The 19,170-nt window shown below is 38.4% G+C and carries 22 protein-coding genes; 10 read left to right on the top strand and 12 right to left on the bottom strand.

Annotated elements, in window-relative coordinates; genetic code table 11:
- Positions 1-94: 94 nt before the first annotated feature.
- The 12 genes from ACM46_RS06010 to gldB all read right to left on the bottom strand — a co-directional run bounded on the left by ACM46_RS06010 (position 95) and on the right by gldB (position 10,900).
- On the bottom strand, positions 95-1,516 hold the full coding sequence (locus tag ACM46_RS06010; protein ID WP_048505743.1) for a CCA tRNA nucleotidyltransferase: 1,422 nt from the start codon (positions 1,514-1,516) through the stop codon (positions 95-97).
- Positions 1,517-1,561: 45 nt separating this feature from the next.
- On the bottom strand, positions 1,562-1,906 hold the full coding sequence (locus tag ACM46_RS06015; protein WP_048505744.1) for a nuclear transport factor 2 family protein: 345 nt from the start codon (positions 1,904-1,906) through the stop codon (positions 1,562-1,564).
- A 106-nt stretch (positions 1,907-2,012) separates the two neighbouring features.
- A complete protein-coding gene (locus tag ACM46_RS06020; protein WP_048506137.1) occupies positions 2,013-2,561 on the bottom strand; it encodes an L-threonylcarbamoyladenylate synthase in 549 nt (182 codons plus the stop codon).
- 427 nt (positions 2,562-2,988) lie between these two features.
- Positions 2,989-3,495 (bottom strand): DinB family protein, encoded by a 507-nt coding sequence (locus tag ACM46_RS06025; protein ID WP_048505745.1) that lies wholly within the window; start codon positions 3,493-3,495, stop codon positions 2,989-2,991.
- A gap of 128 nt (positions 3,496-3,623) precedes the next feature.
- Positions 3,624-4,076, bottom strand: coding sequence for a GNAT family N-acetyltransferase (locus tag ACM46_RS06030; RefSeq protein ID WP_048505746.1), 453 nt, complete (start codon positions 4,074-4,076; stop codon positions 3,624-3,626).
- A 5-nt stretch (positions 4,077-4,081) separates the two neighbouring features.
- Positions 4,082-4,564, bottom strand: coding sequence for a DUF4440 domain-containing protein (locus ACM46_RS06035; RefSeq protein WP_048505747.1), 483 nt, complete (start codon positions 4,562-4,564; stop codon positions 4,082-4,084).
- A gap of 19 nt (positions 4,565-4,583) precedes the next feature.
- Positions 4,584-5,723: a cystathionine gamma-synthase gene (locus ACM46_RS06040; RefSeq protein WP_048505748.1), complete on the bottom strand. Its 1,140-nt coding sequence runs from the start codon at positions 5,721-5,723 to the stop codon at positions 4,584-4,586.
- A gap of 13 nt (positions 5,724-5,736) precedes the next feature.
- Entirely contained in the window at positions 5,737-6,297 is a 561-nt protein-coding gene (locus ACM46_RS06045; RefSeq protein WP_048505749.1) for a membrane lipoprotein lipid attachment site-containing protein, read from the bottom strand.
- A 29-nt stretch (positions 6,298-6,326) separates the two neighbouring features.
- Positions 6,327-6,653 carry a gliding motility protein GldC gene (gene gldC, locus ACM46_RS06050; protein ID WP_048505750.1) on the bottom strand — a complete coding sequence of 109 codons (327 nt, stop codon included), beginning with the start codon at positions 6,651-6,653 and terminating at the stop codon, positions 6,327-6,329.
- Between the two features lie 28 nt (positions 6,654-6,681).
- Positions 6,682-8,880: a thioredoxin-like domain-containing protein gene (locus ACM46_RS06055; protein ID WP_048505751.1), complete on the bottom strand. Its 2,199-nt coding sequence runs from the start codon at positions 8,878-8,880 to the stop codon at positions 6,682-6,684.
- Between the two features lie 5 nt (positions 8,881-8,885).
- Positions 8,886-9,788, bottom strand: coding sequence for an ABC transporter ATP-binding protein (locus ACM46_RS06060; RefSeq protein WP_048505752.1), 903 nt, complete (start codon positions 9,786-9,788; stop codon positions 8,886-8,888).
- Between the two features lie 128 nt (positions 9,789-9,916).
- A complete protein-coding gene (gene gldB / locus ACM46_RS06065) occupies positions 9,917-10,900 on the bottom strand; it encodes a gliding motility lipoprotein GldB (protein WP_083997348.1) in 984 nt (327 codons plus the stop codon).
- 52 nt (positions 10,901-10,952) lie between these two features.
- On the opposite strand from gldB, the gene ACM46_RS06070 reads away from it, so the two are divergent.
- From ACM46_RS06070 to ACM46_RS22790, 10 genes are all read left to right on the top strand, one after another.
- Positions 10,953-11,594 carry a leucine-rich repeat domain-containing protein gene (locus tag ACM46_RS06070; RefSeq protein WP_048505754.1) on the top strand — a complete coding sequence of 214 codons (642 nt, stop codon included), beginning with the start codon at positions 10,953-10,955 and terminating at the stop codon, positions 11,592-11,594.
- A gap of 9 nt (positions 11,595-11,603) precedes the next feature.
- Positions 11,604-12,131, top strand: a complete 528-nt coding sequence (locus tag ACM46_RS06075; RefSeq protein ID WP_048505755.1) for a GNAT family N-acetyltransferase — start codon at positions 11,604-11,606, stop codon at positions 12,129-12,131.
- A 1-nt stretch (position 12,132) separates the two neighbouring features.
- Positions 12,133-12,666 (top strand): GNAT family N-acetyltransferase, encoded by a 534-nt coding sequence (locus ACM46_RS06080; RefSeq protein WP_048505756.1) that lies wholly within the window; start codon positions 12,133-12,135, stop codon positions 12,664-12,666.
- Positions 12,667-12,831: 165 nt separating this feature from the next.
- Positions 12,832-13,626 carry an NAD(+) synthase gene (nadE, locus tag ACM46_RS06085; RefSeq protein WP_048505757.1) on the top strand — a complete coding sequence of 265 codons (795 nt, stop codon included), beginning with the start codon at positions 12,832-12,834 and terminating at the stop codon, positions 13,624-13,626.
- 58 nt (positions 13,627-13,684) lie between these two features.
- Positions 13,685-14,200, top strand: coding sequence for a ribonuclease domain-containing protein (locus ACM46_RS06090; RefSeq protein ID WP_048505758.1), 516 nt, complete (start codon positions 13,685-13,687; stop codon positions 14,198-14,200).
- Positions 14,201-14,275: 75 nt separating this feature from the next.
- Complete coding sequence (locus ACM46_RS06095; protein ID WP_048505759.1) at positions 14,276-14,584, top strand: GIY-YIG nuclease family protein; 309 nt, start codon at positions 14,276-14,278, stop codon at positions 14,582-14,584.
- Between the two features lie 68 nt (positions 14,585-14,652).
- Entirely contained in the window at positions 14,653-14,955 is a 303-nt protein-coding gene (locus tag ACM46_RS06100) for a barstar family protein (RefSeq protein WP_048505760.1), read from the top strand.
- Positions 14,956-15,259: 304 nt separating this feature from the next.
- Positions 15,260-16,519 (top strand): hypothetical protein, encoded by a 1,260-nt coding sequence (locus ACM46_RS06105; protein ID WP_048505761.1) that lies wholly within the window; start codon positions 15,260-15,262, stop codon positions 16,517-16,519.
- A gap of 73 nt (positions 16,520-16,592) precedes the next feature.
- Positions 16,593-17,840, top strand: a complete 1,248-nt coding sequence (locus ACM46_RS06110) for a hypothetical protein (protein ID WP_048505762.1) — start codon at positions 16,593-16,595, stop codon at positions 17,838-17,840.
- 60 nt (positions 17,841-17,900) lie between these two features.
- Entirely contained in the window at positions 17,901-19,148 is a 1,248-nt protein-coding gene (locus ACM46_RS22790) for a hypothetical protein (RefSeq protein ID WP_053082677.1), read from the top strand.
- Positions 19,149-19,170 lie beyond the last annotated feature (22 nt).

Here is a 19,170-nt window from a genome sequence, read left to right on the forward strand (position 1 = left end):
TCTTTTTTAAGAAAGAGCCCGGATTTTGTTTTATAAAACGGGCTCAGGCTGGACTTCGTCCAGCCTGAGCTTATTATTTTTACTGATTGACAGTTTAATTATATTTCAATCCCAGCTTCTCAGCTTCAGCAATCACAAATTTGGCTGCTTCTTCCCTGTCGTTGGGTATCTCTCCTTCCAGAATAGCTTCTTTTACTTTTTCCTTCAGAATTCCGATTTCTTTTCCGGGTTTAAGATCAAACATCTGCATGATTTCCTCTCCGGTGATTGGCGGCTGGAAATTACGTACCTGATCTTTTTCTTCAACTTCTTTAATCTTCACGGCAACGTATTCAAAATTCTTTTTGAATCTCTCCTGCTTTTTGGAATTTTTGGTCGTAATATCTGCTTTGCACAAGGTAAAAAGGTCTTCCAGATTTTCTCCGGCATCAAATAAAAGTCTTCTTAAAGCAGAGTCTGAAGCATCATCTGTAATCAGAGCAATAGGACGTGATGAAAGTTTAACCATTTTCTGAACATATTTCATATCGCTTCCCAATGGCTGCTTCAATCTGTGGAAAAGGGTTTTCACCATTTTTGATCCCAGAAACTCGTGTCCATGGAACGTCCAGCCTGTTCCTTCTACAAATTTTTTGGTCGGCGCTTTGCCCACATCATGTAAAAGAGCTGACCATCGCAGCCACAGATTGTCCGTATTTTCAGAAATATTATCAACCACTTCCAGCGTATGGTAGAAATTATCTTTATGGGTTTGTCCTTCTACTTCTTCTACTCCTTTCAGTTCAATCAGTTCAGGTATGATAAGCTTTAAAAGTCCCGTTTCTTCCATTAATCCCAATCCTACAGAAGGTTTTGCAGACATCATAATCTTGTTGAATTCCACCATGATTCTTTCCATAGAAACAATTTTGATTCTTTCCGCTTCCTGTTTGATAGCATTCAAAGATTCTTTTTCAATGGTAAAGTTTAATGTGGAAGCAAAACGAACTGCTCTCATCATTCTCAACGGATCATCAGAGTAAGTTTGCGCTGGTTCCAAAGGAGTTCTTAAAATACCTTTTTCAAGATCTTCAACCCCATTAAAAGGGTCTATTAATTCCCCGAAATTGGCTTTATTCAAAGAAATTGCCATGGCATTGATGGTAAAATCTCTTCTCTTCTGATCATCTTCAAGAGTTCCTCCTTCTACTTCAGGTTTCCGGCTGTTTTCGGTGTAGCTTTCTTTTCTGGCTCCTACAAATTCCAGTTCAAGATCTTTATATCTGATCATGGCGGTCCCGTACGTTTTAAAGACCGAAACTTTTAATTTGGGATCAATATCTTTGGCCACGGTCTGGGCAAGCTCAATACCGCTCTGTTCCGTTACAAAATCAATATCCGTAGATGCTTTTCTCTTCATCAGAAGATCACGGACATACCCCCCGACAATGTACACCGACTGGTTATTTTTCTCCGCGGCATCCGCAATGATTTTGAATAGTTTTAAATTTTTATTTTGGGTAAGATTAATTTTCATCGTTAATAAATAGATCGTCTTTTTCCAGCAATATATATTGTACCCTTAATCATAATGGGCATACATTTTATTAATTTTTCCTTCTTCATCAAAAAACATGACTTCCACAGCATATTTATCCATGATAGACTGATAGAACAAAGCCACCGAATCTACTCCTGCCGTAGATTGTATCAGTTCGAAATGCAAATCAGGGAATTTATCCAATACTTTTCTCCAATATTCACGGACCGCTTTCTTTCCTTTGAGCGTGCTTTCTGTTCCTCCTGCAGCCAGCTTAATCATAGGTGTTGTAATCTCAATATCCTCTGCATAATGGGAAAGTATCTCTTCAAGATCGTGAGAATTCCAGGCATTCATCCATTCTTCAGCAAACTTTTGATGGTTCATGGCATGTCTTTTATAGGTTGAAGAATGCAAAGATAGAAATTTAAAAAAAGAAATCCTGCCAGTATAGATTGACAAGATTTTAAAATGAAGGAGTTATTTTAGAATTTTATTCACGAAGAACCTTAATCCTGTTGTCACTCCAGATTTTTATCACGGAAGATCCTGAATATTTTGAGACCTTTTCCCGGTCTTCTTCTACCGCATAATCTACCAGCTTAATCATTTCCGGTGAAATATCCGAAAATTTCATGGGGCTTTTATCACCACTAAAATTGGCAGAGGTAGAAACAAGCGGACGATTCAGTTTGGTAATAAGCTTTTTGCAGAAGTCTGTTTTTATCAGTCGGATTCCTATGCTGCCATCTTCAGCAAGCAGTTCTTTAGGAAGCCCGCGGGGATTTTCATAGACAATCGTTACAGGTTTTTCGCTTAGATCAATAATTTCCCAGGCCATTTCCGGAACATCTACCAATTCCTGGAGTCTCTTCTCTGATTCTACAAGGATGATCATTGATTTGTTCTTTTCTCTTTTTTTGATGTCAAAAATTTTATTGACAGCTTCTATATTGGTGGCATCACAACCGATTCCCCAGATGGTATCTGTAGGGTAAAGAATAGTTCCGCCTGATTTGAGTATTTCTACAATATTTTCCATAATTAAACGGGTCATAAAACCTGAGGATAAAGGTAAAAAAACGGGAAGGGATTACCAAAAAATACGAAAATAAATGTTTTTTATTGGTGAATTTCCTAAGTTTTGGCTAAAGCCATAATTGACCTTATTTCAATTATGATTCCGACACAAGAAACAATATTAAGTAATTGATTATTAAAATACTATCATTTATCGCAAAGGCAAACAAAGGATTTTTTTACATTTTGAATGTCTTTAAAGTTAAACAAAGCCACTTCGTTTATTAAAGTAATACAAAGCAGGATTAATCTCCATGTAGAAAATTCAGGTTGTTTCAATAAAAAAACGGGCTAAAGCCCGTCTATCAAATTTGATAAAATATTGTTTAACATCCGTTATTCCTCTTCTCAAATCTTGACTCTTGGTTCTTGATTCTTGCCTCCAAACCCTATTCCAATACCGGCAAATACCTCTCCTTAATCACCGTTAAATGATGGTAATTATGTCCTGCAATCAGCTTTCCAATAGTTTCTACAGCTATTTCATTGCCGTTGGCAATACCTTTATTGCTTAAAACTGAAGGTTCAAGGGTTTCAAGAAGAATCTGAGAAGATTTTCTTACCAGCTTATACTCTTCCAGCAGTGAATCTAGGGATCTTTTATCGGCAAAAGAAGAAGCGGCATATTTTTCTTCATCAAAACCCGGCAGTTCCGCTGTTTCTCCTCTTGCGAACGCCAGAATCCTGTACTGAAATATTCTTTCGGTATCTGATAAATGGAGCAAAAGTTCTTTAAATGTCCATTTTCCTTCCGCATAGGCAAATCCGGCCTGCTCTTCGGTAAGGTTGGTGAATATTTCGATGGTTTGTTCTCCGGATTTTTTGAGTTCTCCCTTCCAGTCCTCAGAAGGAATCTGGTCCAGATATCTTTGTATGTATTTTTGAAAATCAGACATGCTTTTTGGTTATAAGTAATGAGTGATGAATGATGAGTGATGAGTGATAAATGATGCCACAAATTGACTATTGACTATTCACAATTGACCATTCCCATTTTTAATTCTTAGTTCTTAATTTTTCATTTTTAATCTCCTTTGTTCGTCCATTCATAAAAATTCACAGAGTCATAAAGTTCGAAACCGCAGGCGGGATATAATTGGTTTCCGACATCATTGCTTTTACCTGTTTCCAGGAGAACTCCGCAGGCATCTGATGATCTGCACAGCTCTTTGGATTCTTCAATCAATTCTTTGGAATATCCTTTTCCTCTATGGTTTTCGTTCACGTAAAGATCATTCAGCAGCCAGTAGCGCTGCATTCTGGTGGATGAAAATATAGGATACAACTGGACAAATCCTGTTAGTTTACCTCCTTCTTCCGCCACAAAAATTTCTGAATCTTTATTCTCCATTCTTTTTCTGAGAAAATTCTCGGCAGAAGGGATATCTGATTCTTTGTGATAAAAAACCCTGTACTGGTCAAATAGCTCTGCCAGTTGATTCAGATCATGGGTGGTTGCTTTTCTGGTATTTTTCATATTAGTTATAAATGGTGATCGTAGCTTAATACCCGTTTCATTTTCCACTGCTTATCTTCAAGAATCCACAGAATAGTAAATTTTGCGCGGCTTCCCTGCGTCCATTTTCCATTGGAAAATTCGAAGAAATCATGTTCACCTTCTTCAATAAAAGCGTATAAAACATTATTGCTATATAACGGATATACTTTTATACTGTTGGGAACCAGATCCCTTCTTATTTTATTGGGACCGCCACAGATGTTATTTTTAATGGAAGCGGTAAAAGCTTTTTCTCCGAAAGTGATTCCCCCTTTATCATGGTAAAATTCCAGATCGTTGCTTACGATAGATTGGTAATGAGAAAGATCACATTTATTAAATCCTATATCAAATATCAGACTGTCCAGCTTTTTGGCTGTTTTATACAATTCATCGGTGGTTTTTACCTGAGAATATGTAATCTGACTGAAAAGACTCAGGATTAAAATACATGTGATCTTTTTCATTGTATGTTATGTTAAAGTATTAAGAAAATGCTTTCTCAAGATCTGCGATAAGGTCTTCCGCATCTTCGATCCCTACACTTAAACGAACCAAGTCGTCTGTAATACCTAATTCTTCACGTTTATCCGCAGGAATAGAAGCATGAGTCATTAATGCCGGATGATTGGCTAAAGATTCCACACCGCCCAGAGATTCTGCCAGAGTGAAAACTCTTACTCTTTCCAAAAACTTAACCGCATCTTCTTTTTTTCCTGATTTGAAAGTAAAAGAGACCATTCCTCCGGATTCTTTCATCTGAGATTTTGCAAGCTCGTACTGAGGGTGAGATTCCAATCCCGGATAGATCACTTTGTCTACGGCAGGATGTGTTTCAAGATATTTGGCTACTGCAAGTCCGTTGTCTGAGTGACGCTGCATTCTTAATGCCAATGTTTTGATTCCTCTTAAAACCAGATAAGAATCGTGAGGGCCTAAAATACCACCGCTTGCAAACTGAATGAAGTGAAGTTTCTCCCCCAATTCAGCATCTTTTGCGATCAATGCTCCGGCAATGACATCTGAATGTCCGCCCAAGTATTTTGTAGCTGAATGCATTACGATATCTGCCCCAAGATCAATTGGTCTCTGAATATAAGGAGTCGCAAAAGTATTATCTACGGCTACGAGGATATCTTTTCCTTTGGCTATTTCTACTACCGCTTTGATGTCTACCAGTTTCATCAAAGGATTGGTTGGAGTTTCTACCCAGATCAGTTTTGTTTTATCTGTAATAACGTCAGCAATTTTAGAAACATCATCAAAATTCACGAACGTAAATTTTAACTGGTATTTTTCAAAAAGCCTTGTGAACATTCTGTAAGTTCCTCCGTAAAGATCGTCTACTGCAATTACCTCATCTCCCGGATTCAATAATTTCAAAACACAGTCGATGGCTGCCAGTCCGGAACCGAAAGCCAAACCTCTTGCTCCGTTTTCAATACTTGCCAGAGAGTCTTCCAATGCCTGTCTTGTAGGATTGGCTGCTCTTGAATATTCATATCCGGAATGTACTCCGGGACTTTTCTGTGCAAAGGTAGAAGTTAAAAATACAGGAACATTTACAGAACCTGTTGCAGACTCGTGGTGCTGCCCTCCGTGAATTACTTTTGTATTAAAATTCATAATATTTTATTTTTTATAAGCCTCCCATGAAAAAGTCGAGGCTTTTCGAAACATTGTCAGATTTTCTTTTCACATCCAGCTTTCCGTTGAAGGCATAAGCCAGAACCTCTATATCTTCGGGAACTTTATCCGGAACAGTTGTGGTGAAAGACACTTTATACTCACTGTTTTCATATTGGTCCTCCCCTGTTTCTTTAAGTTCTTCAAATTTTCCGTTGATTTTGAGAATGATTTTTTTCAGGGAATGATCTATATAAGCAATATCCAAGCCGTTTCCTTTTCGGAAGTCCTCCATATTTGGAACAAGCTCAATAATAGATTCGCCTTCCATATCATGAGGATGCAGGCTTCCTTTTAACATCGCGGCAGGAATATCTTTCTCTTTGAATAAAGCGATATCCAAATTTTTATTTTCAGAAACTTTCTCCGTTTCGGAAACCGGAGTGTTTTCAGTGGCCGGAAGCTTCTCTGAAGTTACCGCAGAATCCAGTGTTTTCGTTTCTTTGGACTCCGTTTTTTTACTGCAAGCGGCCAACAATACCGCTGTACTGATGATTAAAAGTGTTTTTTTCATGATATTTTGTGATTGGTGGAGTTTCTATCTTACATTTTGATGGCTGATTTTATCGCAAATTCTTCAGCGATCTGCTCTATCCACTGGGCAACATCTTCTTCTCCTGTTGCTCTCTGATAAGTGCTTCCTAAAGATACCAAAATCTGGTGGATAAACATCTTCATCTGATCTACAGGCATTTCTTTCGTCCAAAGATCAATTCTTAAAGCTTCCATCGCTTTGTCGTCCCAAACAGAAATCATAGTGGCTTTTGTCTGTTCTTTTTCTACACCGCCATCCTGAGCATTCCACGTTATATTTTCCGGAATGTGGTTCTCATCCAACTCTACATCTATTGTAATCTGAGTTTTTCTCATATCAATCTAAAATTTTTCCGCAAAGTTACTACTTCTTCAGCTTATCTAAAATTTCTAAGAAGTTATCTTCATCAGGAAATGGCATATTAAAATTATAAATTTTCCCATCCGGATCTATAATGACAAATCTCGGAATACTCTGAATTCTGTATTTATTCATAAACGGCTCTGCATTGGCCAGCCAAAACTGCGGAATATTGGAAGGCTTTGTTTTCAGATAATTCTTCCATTTAGACTGATCCTGATCCAGACTTACCGATATAAACTGAATATTGTCGTAATATCTGTACTGGTAGCTTCTGGTTTCAAATACCGGACGGATCTGCTTGCATGGCCCGCACCAGCTTGCCCAGAAATCAATTACCACATATTTTCCTTTATATTTTGAAAACTGACTTTTTTTACCCTGTTCATTCAGAAGGACAAGATCCGGAAATACTGAACCTTTCTGCGAACTGTTGATCAGATCAATTTTCGAATACAACATTCCTTTATAATCTGCATTATCTACTTTTCCTATTTCAGCGGCAAAAAGTCGGTTTCTTGCTAAACTGTCCGTCTGAAGTTCAATAGCTTTTCCTAAATGTTTTGCCATCAGCTGATCTCTTGAAATTCCTTTAGGCATTGCATTAATCTTTACAAAAAGAATACTGTCCGGATTAGACGTCTGGTCTTTATCTGAAAGCATCTGATCCAATTTATACTGAAGATAGCTGTTATCCTTACTTAAAAGAGGTCCCGGTTTCTGAATATTTTCATTAAGCTCCTTAACAAATGAAGCAGGAGGTGCGAATTTCGGATCGTTCCAGGAAGTCATTTTTCTGTAGTTATTGATTTCGTTCAGATATTCAATAGCCATCTGCTGTCTTCTGTACATTTTATAATCTTCAGAAAGTGCATCATTTTCCGGGTCTGCAAAAACATTCAGGATTCTTTTATTGTCTTTCCAGTCAGATACTGCCAGTTCATAAAATTTCTTCGGATCGTTATTACAATTCTGCTGTTCAAGAGCATAACCAAACTCATAGCCAAAAGAATTTTCTGTATTTTTATATTCCTGATCGGCTTTTCGATTAGATTTTAAGTAGCTTACCATATTGGCTCCATTGAGTTTAATATCAAAATCAAACCAGTCGCCGCTTTTCATGACAATATCCAGTTTTTTACCTCCAAATTCAAGCACATACTCATCTAATGGAACAGGTTGCGTGGCTACCCAACTGAAAGTATTGTTTTTAACAGCTACCGCACCTATCTTTTTATGAAAATCTTTGGAATAGATACGCACTGAATCTATTTTTAAATCCGTTTCCAGTTTTCCTGTAATCGAAACTCCGGTTCCGTCACTTTGATAAGGTTTAGGTTTCTGGAATATGTATAGAAATCCGGCTCCGAAAATCACTGTGGCAGCTGAGATCAGGATATGCTTTTTATTTTTAAGGAAAGCATTTTTAAATCCTTTTCTGCTGTACCAGAAATACCCCAGTACAAGGAAAACAAACATCCAGAAAAGACTCATATATTCCGAATGTGAAATAAAATTGTTCAGGTTTCTTACCTCGGGAGCCTTCCAGAAAGTATATAATGAACTGTAAGGATTAAAGAAAAAAGACTGTTTCTGTACCAGCGATGTAATATTGGAAGCTATTCCCAAAGCACCGATAAGAAACGACCAGATGAATCCCTGAAATATCACCGAAACGCAAAGCTGAAGAGCTGCGATTCCCAGAACCGTTACACAGACTCTGATCAGGGTCTTCACCATCCAGACTGCATCAAAAGTAAGTAGTTTGGCTGGATCCGGATGAATATAATAATCTGCCAACGCCAAAGTAATGTTGAAACCAAAATAAGAGATCACACATATAAAACTCAGCAACAGCAAAATAATATATTTAGAAAAATACAGATCGAATCTGCTTATCGGCTGCGTTTCCATGAGCTGCCAGCCATTATTTTTATGATCGGTCTGCGCAATTCTGTTGGCTGCAATAATAATGAACAGAAGCAGAATGAAAAACGTAAAATATTTAATCGCTTCACCACCTATTCCATCTTCGAAAACGGAGTATGGAAGTGTTCCTTCTTTGGCCAGATAAGACTTGAAAAAGTAAGGAACGTAGTTAATTAAAGGAACCAATGCTCCCAGAACTATAGCAATATAAGACAGTCCAAGTCCTTTTGTTTTCAGCCATTCTACATTGACTGCTGTTAATAATTTTTTCATCCGTGTTAATTTTTAGTGATTTCCATAAACCAGTCTTCAAGACCCGCACTGTTTTTAATTTCGAAGATTTCAGCATCCTCCAAAACGAGCTTTCTCACAAGAGCGGCGATATTGTCTTTTGATTCAGCGGTAATTTCAATGCTTGCAGAATCAATTAATTTTGGGGAATAAGTCTCCGGAATTTTGTCCATGAACTGTTCTGCATTGGCCAATCCTATTCTGATATGATCATATCGGTACAGTTCATTCAGATCTTTTATACTTCCTGTAAAACGTATTTCACCATGAGAAATAATGGCAAGATGGGTGATCATTTTTTCAATTTCCTGAAGCAGGTGGCTTGAAATAAATATGGTTACGCCTTCTTCCCTGTTGAGTTTAACCAAAAGTTCACGGATTTCCAGCATCCCGTTCGGATCAAGTCCGTTGACAGGTTCATCCAGAATCAGCAGGTCTGGTTTCCCCAGTAGAGTCATGGCAATGGAAAGTCGCTGTTTCATCCCAAGAGAATATCTTTTCATCTTCATATTTCGGCTCTCCCACAGTTCTACAAGATATAATACCCTCACACATTCCGATTCCGGAAGATTTCTGAGTCTGGAAATCACAAGCAGGTTTTCCCACCCTGAAAGATGGTCGTAAAAAGCAGCGGTATCAATGAGGCTTCCGATTTTATTAAATCCCTGCGGATAAAGCTCTGACAGGTTTTTATCAAATATGCGAATCGCTCCGGACTCATCCGGAATACTGCCGATCAGCATTTTCATGGTGGTAGATTTACCAGCCCCGTTAGCGCCAAGAAAGCCAAAAATACTCCCTTTCGGAACCGAAAGACTGATATTCTTCAGAATGGGCTTTTCCCGGGTAAATTCAAAATTTAGATTCTGGATCTGTATGACATTTTTCATTTGGTGTATTTCAATTGAAGCAAAAGTACAATTAAAATAGTAATATGCAATACAAAGTAGTAAAATTTTAAAAACAATTACAAAAAAAGCCTCCAAATTACTTTGAAGGCTATCTTTTATCTTGACTACTAGGGCGTTTTTGGCTTGTAAACTGCTTCGTTAAAAATTTTTGTGGCATCAAGCTTCAGAAAATCTACCAGTTTGGTTTCCGGCTTCTGCCTGAAGTAAGCTTTGCAGATCTGCCATCCGGTAAAAATTCCGATCTGGGGAGAAGATTCATTATCAATTTCTGTATAAAATTTCGAGAAAGGCCCTGGCGAAATAAAACGCTCAACCAGTCTTGGATCGTCACCGAAAATCAGGTTACTTTCCACAAAATAGTTCCAGATGTTGGCTTCGTTAGCTATTGCCCAGTCATATTGCTTTTTGGCATAATTCATTTTAAGATACTCCGGTGTATCCGGAAGAAAAGCATCCTGAAGGATCATGATTTTTCCGTTCAGAATAACTTTATCGATGAATTTCTGATGATCGGGAGATTCTGTTACAATACTTTCTGCAAAGATCTGCGAAACTTTCGGTACGATATTCTGCGGGTTCATCGATTTCTGGAAATACAGCTCAAGTCCTTTGTAATTAGCATTACCATCCCCCATAAATCCTGTAATATCTATGAACAGAAGATTTCCTTTTGAATCATAAAAAATAGGATCCTGAACCATTTGCAATGCCGATGAAAACAGATATACTTTAGGCGTTTTGAATTGCGGAAAATAATATTTCATATGGGCAAACAAATCCTGAAGCTCCTTCTTAAGCTTGGCCTGATCTATTTTTCCGGCAGCTTCTTTGTAAATCTTAATTTCTTCTGCATCTACTCTTCTTTTCCCGAAATCGGCATCAGAAACGGTTCCCTGAAACCAGGGAAATTTCGCTTTAAACTGATCAAGAGGGGTATTCTGATTATAAAATTCACTGGAAATGTCCGTAAGTTCTACTTTTTCGGCGGTATCTTTCACTTCTACTTTCCACTGGTTCTCAGGTTCTCTTTTACAGGAATCCATAGCGAGAACTAAAACGGAAGAAAGGGCAATAATTCTAAAAATCTTCATTATTTTTACATGAAATTTAAGTCCACAAAAATAAGGATTAAAAACACAATGGATGATGAAAATTAAAATATTTGTAACTATGGGCCTGATTATTTCAGGAATATCTCTTTTTCGGGCTCAAAAACTCAATTTTAAAGATCAAAACTTTGAAAAAGCTGTTCTCGAAAATTTCGATCTCAATAAAAACGGTTCGTTAGAGCCACTGGAAGCCGATTTGGTTACCAATTTATTTCTGGTTCAGAAAGGCATTACTTCCACAGATGATCTGAAGCTTTTTACGAAGGTTAAAATGATTGTACTTGATGACAACACCATTTACAGTGCTTCTATTACAGGATTTCCCCAACTTGAACTATTTTCCTGTACAGGATGCAAAATGACTTCCTTCAAGGCAGAAAATCTCAAAAACCTGACTTCATTGTATCTCGACAACAATCTTCTGGAAAATATTTTGCTGAAGGAGACTCCAAGAATTGATCAATTAACATTATCTTTAAATCAATTAAAAACAATAAACATCAACTCACTCAAAAATCTAAGAAAGCTGAACGTTGAACACAATACAATCCAAAAACTGGATATTTCTGAAAATACATCCCTTCAAACCCTGAATGTGGGTGGAAATACCATGAAAGAATCCGATATTAAAATGGGTATGAAAACCGACGTTACAATTTTTGGAACTGAGCCTTAAATCACTGCTATGAAAATAGAAACCCAAAGACTGATTTTAAGAAAACTCGAAGAAACGGATATGGAACGGATGTTTCTTCTGGATTCTGATCCGGAAGTCATGAAGTACATTGGTGTTCCGCCACTCACAGAACGTCATGAATCATTGAATGTCATCAACATGATCAGGAAACAATATGAAGATAACGGGACGGGAAGACTTGCCGTGATTGAAAAGGAAACCGGATTACTGATCGGCTGGAGCGGTCTTAAACTCCTTACCGAAGAGATCAACGGTTATAAAAACGTTTTAGATTTAGGCTACCGTTTTGTCCCTGAATCCTGGGGAAAAGGCTATGCATTAGAAGCTGCAAAAGCCTCTCTTGACCTGGGTTTTAATGAAATGAATGCTTCAACGATTTATGCTCATGCGCATTCCGAAAATGCAGGATCCAATCATATTTTAAAAAAATTAGGCTTTGAAAAAACCGGTGAATTCGTAGAACCTGACGGGATCTGCAACTGGTACGAGCTGAAACGCGAAAAATATTTATCATAAAATGCTTACAATAAGACAGGAAGAAGAAAAAGACCATCAAGAGGTTTTTCAGCTTACGGAACAAGCTTTCCGGGATATGGAACACAGTGATCATCAGGAACATTTTCTGGTGGAAAAACTGAGAAAATCCGAAGCCTTTATTCCGGAACTTTCTCTGGTTGCAGAAACTAAAAATGGAGAAATTGCCGGTCATATCCTTTTCACAAAACTAAAAATAGTAAACGGCTCTGAAACCTTTGAATCTCTGGCTTTAGCTCCTGTTTCCGTAAAACCGACATTTCAGAACCAGGGAATCGGAGAACAGTTGATTCTTCGCGGGCACGCCATTGCCAAAGCATTAGGCTTTCACTCGGTTATTCTGATCGGGCACGAAAATTATTATCCAAAGTTTGGTTACGAAAAAACGAGTAATTTTGGAATTTCATTTCCGTTTGACATTCCTGAAGTGAATGGAATGGCTGTAGAGCTTACAAAAGACGGATTGAAAAATGTAAAAGGAATGGTAGAATATCCTAAAGAATTTGGAATATCTTAACTGTTTTTCATTAACATTAAGAAGTTTAGTTGCTTGCAAAAACTATGAATCTGAATGCCTTAATGTTTGAAAATTAATAATTTTGAACGTTTTTTCAACATGAAGGAGTTAAGATGACTATTTTCGTGTTGAAAAAATACATTTAAACACACTAAAAAATAAACAATGCAGACTCAAAAAGTAATAGATCATATTGTCAAGTGGTTAAAAGATTATGCTGTAAAAGCTAAAGTAAACGGATATGTCATTGGAGTTTCCGGAGGTGTAGATTCCGGTGTAGTGTCTACTTTAGCAGCCATGACCGGATTAAAAACCCTTCTGATTGAAATGCCGATACGCCAGAAAACGGATCAGATAGACCGTGCCTGGGAACATATGAATGATCTGAAATCAAAGTTTCCAAACGTAGAAGCTATGTCTGTAAACCTGACTCCTGCTTTTGAAGAACTTTATAAAACATTTGACGTAAAAGACGATCTGTATCCTAATGAAAAGCTGGCTTTTGCCAATACAAGATCTCGCCTGAGAATGCTTACTTTGTACTATTACGGCCAGATCAACGGGCTTCTGGTATGCGGAACAGGAAATAAAGTGGAAGATTTCGGCATCGGGTTTTATACCAAGTATGGTGACGGCGGTGTAGATGTCTCTCCTATCGCAGATCTTTACAAAACAGAGGTGTACACTCTTGCCAGAGCATTAAATCTGGTGAAAAATATACAGGAAGCTATTCCTACGGATGGTCTTTGGGATGTAGACAGAACAGATGAGCAACAGATCGGAGCCACTTATCCTGAGCTGGAAAAGATCCAGAAAGAATACGGAACTAAAACAGCCGACGATTATGAAGGCCGTGATAAAGAAGTCTTTTTAATTTTTGACAGAATGCACAAAGCAGCCAGACATAAAATAGACCCTATTCCGGTTTGTGATATTCCGGAGGAATGGAGAGAGAGCTAATTGTGAATGATGAATGATAAATGATGAATGATGAATGATAAGTTATAAATTATGAATTATGAATGGTAAAATAAGATCGGTCTTTTTTATTTGTCTGGGACTTCTTTTTGGAATGTCTGTCATGTATATTTACAATAATTTCATCGCAGACAAAAAGGAAAATACGGAGGCCGCAAAACCGGAAACTGAACGTTACGGAAGCGCTTCCACGGAGTACCAAAGCACTGCAGGAAATACCTCATCACAGTCTATTGATCAGCTGACAGAGGAAAAAACAGTAATTAATTATGTAAAGCAGAATCACAGGCTTCCTGAATATTACATCACTAAAAACCAGGCAAAAAAGCAGGGATGGAATCCTTCTAAAGGGAATCTCTGCGAAGTACTGCCCGGAAAAGCTATTGGAGGTGATTCATTCGGGAACCGGGAGAAAAGACTTCCCGGAAATGAAAGATATTATGAAGCAGATGTGAATTACAACTGCGGAAACCGAAATGCAGACCGGATAATTTTTACAGAAAAAGGTGATGTTTATCTGACTAAAAACCATTATAAAAGTTTTGAAAAGCAGTAGTTAAATAGGGTCATTGCGAGGAGCGTAGCGACGAAGCAATCTTTAATCATAAAAATAAACCTAAACCTAAAAAATATGAAACCAGGCTTTGTTTACATTATGACCAATAAGAACCATACAACACTTTACACAGGTGTCACTTCGAATTTGCCCAAACGTGTCCAACAGCATAAAGAAACCTATTACGAGCAAAGCTTCACATCAAGATACAAATTATACATACTTGTGTATTGGGAGTCATTTCAAGAAATTGGAGATGCTATTTTTAGAGAGAAACAAATCAAGGCAGGTTCAAGACAGAAAAAACTGGATCTCATTAATTCCATAAATCCGGAATGGAGAGATCTGACCGGGGATATAGAGAATATCATGGATCCTTTTTGAGATTGCTTCGTCGCTACGCTCCTCGCAATGACAAGATTAAAAAAATAAATGAATAGTAAATAAAGAATATGAAGACAATATATATCGATTTTACAGACATAGGTGATTATGAAGATTTCTATGCCCAATTAAAGGAAAAGATCACTCTTCCTGAATATTTCGGAGACAATTTGGATGCCCTGTCAGACGTTATTACCGGTGAACTGGAAATGCCGCTTCACCTTGAGTTCGTTAATATGACGGTAGACCAGCTTGAAATCTTTGAAGACCTGCTGACCACTCTTGAAGACGCGGAAGATGAAACAGAAGATTTCAGCTTCACCTACTATCTTGAACAGTATGAAGATGATGAGGAAGAAAACGAAGAATAATTTCAATAAGATCATTGAATAATAAAAATGAGCCCGATCAAGTAACGGGCTCATTTCTTTTATGTTATAAGGATAAATTTATTGCCCAATTTAAAATCAGCTGATCATAAAAATTTAAATAAGTATGAGCTGATTATTTTTTAAAATTCAGACTGATTCAATCGTAAAAGCAGAAATAATTCATATTAATAATCACAAACATCTAATTCTTAGTATAATATTCATTTATTTTCTTCCATTTTTCAAAAAAAAAGGTTAATATTTGCATAATTATTACTTTGATAAACATACAAAAGGTAAACACATGAAAAAAAAATCACTTTCTCTCATTGCATTATTAGGGGTTTTCGCTCTCAATAATGCGCAGATTGGCATTGGGATAAACAATCTATCCCCCGCAGCTACGCTGGATATTTTAGCGAGCAATGCTACGGGAACCAGTACTAATATTGACGGGTTGCTAATTCCTAGAGTAGACAGACAAAGAGCACAAAGTATGTCTGCCGTTCCTGTTTCCACCCTTATTTATGTAAACAGTATTGCCACAGGAACATTAGCGGGTACAGCAGTCAATATAGATGCTGCCGGCTATTATTACTTCAACGGAACAGCATGGACTAAGCTGGTGCCTTCCCTCAATATTTATAATTCCAATGGTTCCATTACATCCGGTACCAGAACTGTAAGTACGGGCGGTAACCTTTTAAACTTCGTAAATGGCGGCAACAGTGTAAGAATAAATACTGCCGGAACGGAAGGATCATTGATAGCAGCAGGCTCATCAAGAGGAGGCCTTTCTTTGGCTGGTGGTTCCGGAAATATCGACTATTTTGTGGATAATGCGGGGGCTGCACAGTTCAATTCTTCAGGAAATGCTACAAAACTTTCAATCGGCTCCACAACTGCCACTCCAATTGCTTTCAAAGCTAACGGTACTGAAAGGATCACCATACTAAGCGGAGGAAATGTAGGAGTAGGAAATGCCGCGCCTAATACAAAACTGGAAATTACTTCGGGTACAGCCAATACCTCTGGTACAATTCTTACCAACCTCAACTCTGCATCTCCTATCGGTGCGGGTCAAACTCTGGGAGTAGATGCCACAGGAAACGTGATAACAGTAGCCAATCCAACGCCTGCCAATGTAACAACAGCCTCGGTAAACAGTACCACTGGAGCCAGTTATAATGTGAACGACACCACGGTAACTTTAATCCCGGGAACCACGCAGTCTATAACTATTCCGGCAGGTGGAAAAGCTTTATTCATCAATTTTATGCTGGGGATAGATTATGGCAACAACCCTGCGGGAAGCGGGGCTTCTTACTATGAAGCCCGATTATATATAGACGGTGCTGCAACAGACTGCTATATGCGTACCCAGGAATATGGGCCGGGGGGACTAAGTGCTCAGTTCAGTTTTAACACAGTAAAATTTCTTACGGCAGGAAACCATACTGTAGATGTAAGAATGACAAGGACTTTCAATAACGGAATTGCTTCGGGAACTAACATGGTTTGTGCACCGATTTCTATGTCATTTAATGCCACTTACCTGAATTAATTGAGGTAAAAAAGTAAACATTTTACAGTTTTTTATTGTGAAACAATGAATTATTATCTTAAAAACATTTCCTATGAAAAGAATTCAACTCTCCATCATACTTGCAATTACCGGTTACTCATTATTTACAGCTCAGGTTGGTATTAATAACAGTAATCCTCTTTCCACATTGGATATCACGGCAGCTAATTCTACGGGAACCACTTCCAATGTAGACGGCATGGTAATTCCCAGAGTAGACAGACAAAGAGCTCAAAGTATGAGCGGTACTCCTGTTTCCACGATGATATACGTTAACAGTATTGCCACGGGAACTCAAACAGGAACAGCAGCCAATATAGATGCTGCAGGATATTATTATTATAACGGAACAGCATGGATAAAATTAAATCCTCTGGTGAATATTTATACTGCAGATGGTACTTTAAGCGGTGTAAGAACCGTAACGACGAATGGAAATTTCCTCAATTTTACCAGCGGAGCCAATAATATAGGTATTACTACAAGCGCAACGGAAGGAAGAATTTCTGCCACCGGCTCTACAAGAGGGACATTATCCCTGTCCGGCGGTACTTCCTTAGTAGATTCCTTTGTAGACGATGCCAGCGCGGCACAGATCAATTCTTCAGGTACTTCTACAAGATTAAGTATGGGAACTACAAATGCTGCGCCTATAGGGCTTAAAACAAACGGAACAGACAAAATGACTATGCTTAGTAACGGAAATATAGGAATAGGTGTAACTGCTCCCAATACAGCTCTGGAACTAAGTTCAGGAACGGCAAACACATCAGGTTTAAGATTCACCAACCTTACTTCTGCGTCACCCATAAACATGGGCCAGGCTTTGGGCGTGGATTCCAGCGGAAATATAATAACGGTTGCTAACCCGAGTCCTACCAATGTAAGTACATCTTCAGTGAACAGCACATCTGCTGCCAACTTTAACGTGAACGATCTTGCTGCGACTATCGTAACCGGAACATCACAGACCATTAATATTCCAACCGGAGGAAAAGCCTTATTCATTAATTTCATGCTTGGTGTAGATTATACAACCAATCCTGCCGGAGGCGGACAGGCTTATTATGAAGCAAGATTGTATATAGACGGTGTGGCAACAGACTGCTACATGCGTACTCAGGAAATCGGAGTGAGTGCCAATGCTTTTTTCAGCATCAGTACCATTAAATTTCTTACCGCAGGAAACCATACCATTGATGTAAGAATGCAGAGAACATTCAACAACGGAACCACTTCCGGGGCCAATATAACCTGTTCTCCGCTTTCAATTTCGTTTAATGCCTCTTATCTTAACTAAATATAGAACAGATAAGATATGGCAATGGTGAAAATTAATCATTATCTTAAATCACTACTCATGAAAAAAATTCAAATCTCAATCATACTTTTAGCCGCAAATATTTCGCTTGCTATGGCGCAAGTTGGTATAAACACTACTACGCCTGCTTCTACACTGGATATTATTGCAAAAAATGCAACAGGCACCACCACCAATGTGGACGGCTTATTAATTCCTCGAGTGGACAGAGAAAGAGCACAAAGCATGACAGGTGTTCCCAATTCCACAATGGTTTATATCAATAGCATTGCTACGGGTACATTGGCTGGGACTGCTGTAAACATAGACGCTACCGGATACTATTATTTCAATGGAACCGTTTGGGCGAAAATAGATCCTTCTATCAATATCTATACTTCTGACGGGACTTTACCGACAGCAAGAACGGTAACCACGAACGGAAATACGCTGAGTTTCGTAAACTCAACAAGTACCATAGGAATTGCAACAGGCACCACCCAGGCGATACTTTCTGCAGCCGGATCTGCAAGAGGGTCCAACACTCTATTAGGAGGATCTGCCAGACTTGACATGTTTGTAGATAATGCCAGTGTAGCTCAGATTAATTCCTTTGGAAATTCAACCAAACTGAGCGTCGGAACGGTTAATGCTACTCCATTTGCCTTAAAAACAAACGGAACAGACAGGATGACGGTATTAAGCAACGGAAATCTTGGCATAGGAACCACAACCCCCAATGCAAGATTTGAAGTGGCTTCAGGTACTGCCAACGTTTCGGGAGTACGTTTAACCAATCTTACTTCTGCTGCTCCCATCGGTACAGGACAGTCTATCGGAGTGGATGCTACCGGGAATATAATTACGGTTGCCAATCCGGCTCCTGCCAGTATCAATACAGCAACAGTAAACAGTACTACCGGTGCCGATTATAACGTAAACGACCTTGGAGCAACAATAGTAACGGGAACATCCCAATCTATTACAATTCCTGCAGGTGGTAAAGCTTTATTTATCAATTTTATGCTGGGAATAGATTATGTGGGTACCCCTGCCGGAGGTGGTGCGGCTACTTATGAAGCAAGACTCTATATCGACGGGGTTGCAACGGACTGCTATCTCCGTGTTCAAGAAGCTTCAGCCGGAGCCAATACACAATTTACCATCAATACGGTAAAGTTCCTTACGGCGGGCAATCATACTTTAGATGTAAGAATGACCAGACCTATCAACAACGGAACAACTTCCGGTGCCAATATGCCTTGCCGTCCGATTTCAATGTCTTTTAATGCTTCGTATATCAATTAAACGATTCATTTTTTATTACATA

The organism is Chryseobacterium angstadtii (assembly GCF_001045465.1).
GTDB classification, from domain to species: Bacteria; Bacteroidota; Bacteroidia; order Flavobacteriales; family Weeksellaceae; genus Chryseobacterium; species Chryseobacterium angstadtii.

Coding starts and splice junctions, on each gene's coding strand:
- ACM46_RS06035 (WP_048505747.1), bottom strand. CDS start 4,564: ATGAAAAAGATCACATGTATTTTAATCCTGAGTCTTTTCAGTCAGATT.
- ACM46_RS06055 (WP_048505751.1), bottom strand. CDS start 8,880: ATGAAAAAATTATTAACAGCAGTCAATGTAGAATGGCTGAAAACAAAA.
- ACM46_RS06090 (WP_048505758.1), top strand. CDS start 13,685: ATGAATGGTAAAATAAGATCGGTCTTTTTTATTTGTCTGGGACTTCTT.
- ACM46_RS06030 (WP_048505746.1), bottom strand. CDS start 4,076: ATGAAAAATACCAGAAAAGCAACCACCCATGATCTGAATCAACTGGCA.
- gldC (WP_048505750.1), bottom strand. CDS start 6,653: ATGAGAAAAACTCAGATTACAATAGATGTAGAGTTGGATGAGAACCAC.
- ACM46_RS06010 (WP_048505743.1), bottom strand. CDS start 1,516: ATGAAAATTAATCTTACCCAAAATAAAAATTTAAAACTATTCAAAATC.
- ACM46_RS22790 (WP_053082677.1), top strand. CDS start 17,901: ATGAAAAAAATTCAAATCTCAATCATACTTTTAGCCGCAAATATTTCG.
- ACM46_RS06025 (WP_048505745.1), bottom strand. CDS start 3,495: ATGTCTGATTTTCAAAAATACATACAAAGATATCTGGACCAGATTCCT.
- ACM46_RS06045 (WP_048505749.1), bottom strand. CDS start 6,297: ATGAAAAAAACACTTTTAATCATCAGTACAGCGGTATTGTTGGCCGCT.
- ACM46_RS06095 (WP_048505759.1), top strand. CDS start 14,276: ATGAAACCAGGCTTTGTTTACATTATGACCAATAAGAACCATACAACA.
- ACM46_RS06080 (WP_048505756.1), top strand. CDS start 12,133: ATGCTTACAATAAGACAGGAAGAAGAAAAAGACCATCAAGAGGTTTTT.
- ACM46_RS06075 (WP_048505755.1), top strand. CDS start 11,604: ATGAAAATAGAAACCCAAAGACTGATTTTAAGAAAACTCGAAGAAACG.
- ACM46_RS06070 (WP_048505754.1), top strand. CDS start 10,953: ATGATGAAAATTAAAATATTTGTAACTATGGGCCTGATTATTTCAGGA.
- nadE (WP_048505757.1), top strand. CDS start 12,832: ATGCAGACTCAAAAAGTAATAGATCATATTGTCAAGTGGTTAAAAGAT.
- ACM46_RS06015 (WP_048505744.1), bottom strand. CDS start 1,906: ATGAACCATCAAAAGTTTGCTGAAGAATGGATGAATGCCTGGAATTCT.
- ACM46_RS06040 (WP_048505748.1), bottom strand. CDS start 5,723: ATGAATTTTAATACAAAAGTAATTCACGGAGGGCAGCACCACGAGTCT.
- ACM46_RS06100 (WP_048505760.1), top strand. CDS start 14,653: ATGAAGACAATATATATCGATTTTACAGACATAGGTGATTATGAAGAT.
- ACM46_RS06020 (WP_048506137.1), bottom strand. CDS start 2,561: ATGGAAAATATTGTAGAAATACTCAAATCAGGCGGAACTATTCTTTAC.
- gldB (WP_083997348.1), bottom strand. CDS start 10,900: ATGAAGATTTTTAGAATTATTGCCCTTTCTTCCGTTTTAGTTCTCGCT.
- ACM46_RS06060 (WP_048505752.1), bottom strand. CDS start 9,788: ATGAAAAATGTCATACAGATCCAGAATCTAAATTTTGAATTTACCCGG.
- ACM46_RS06105 (WP_048505761.1), top strand. CDS start 15,260: ATGAAAAAAAAATCACTTTCTCTCATTGCATTATTAGGGGTTTTCGCT.
- ACM46_RS06110 (WP_048505762.1), top strand. CDS start 16,593: ATGAAAAGAATTCAACTCTCCATCATACTTGCAATTACCGGTTACTCA.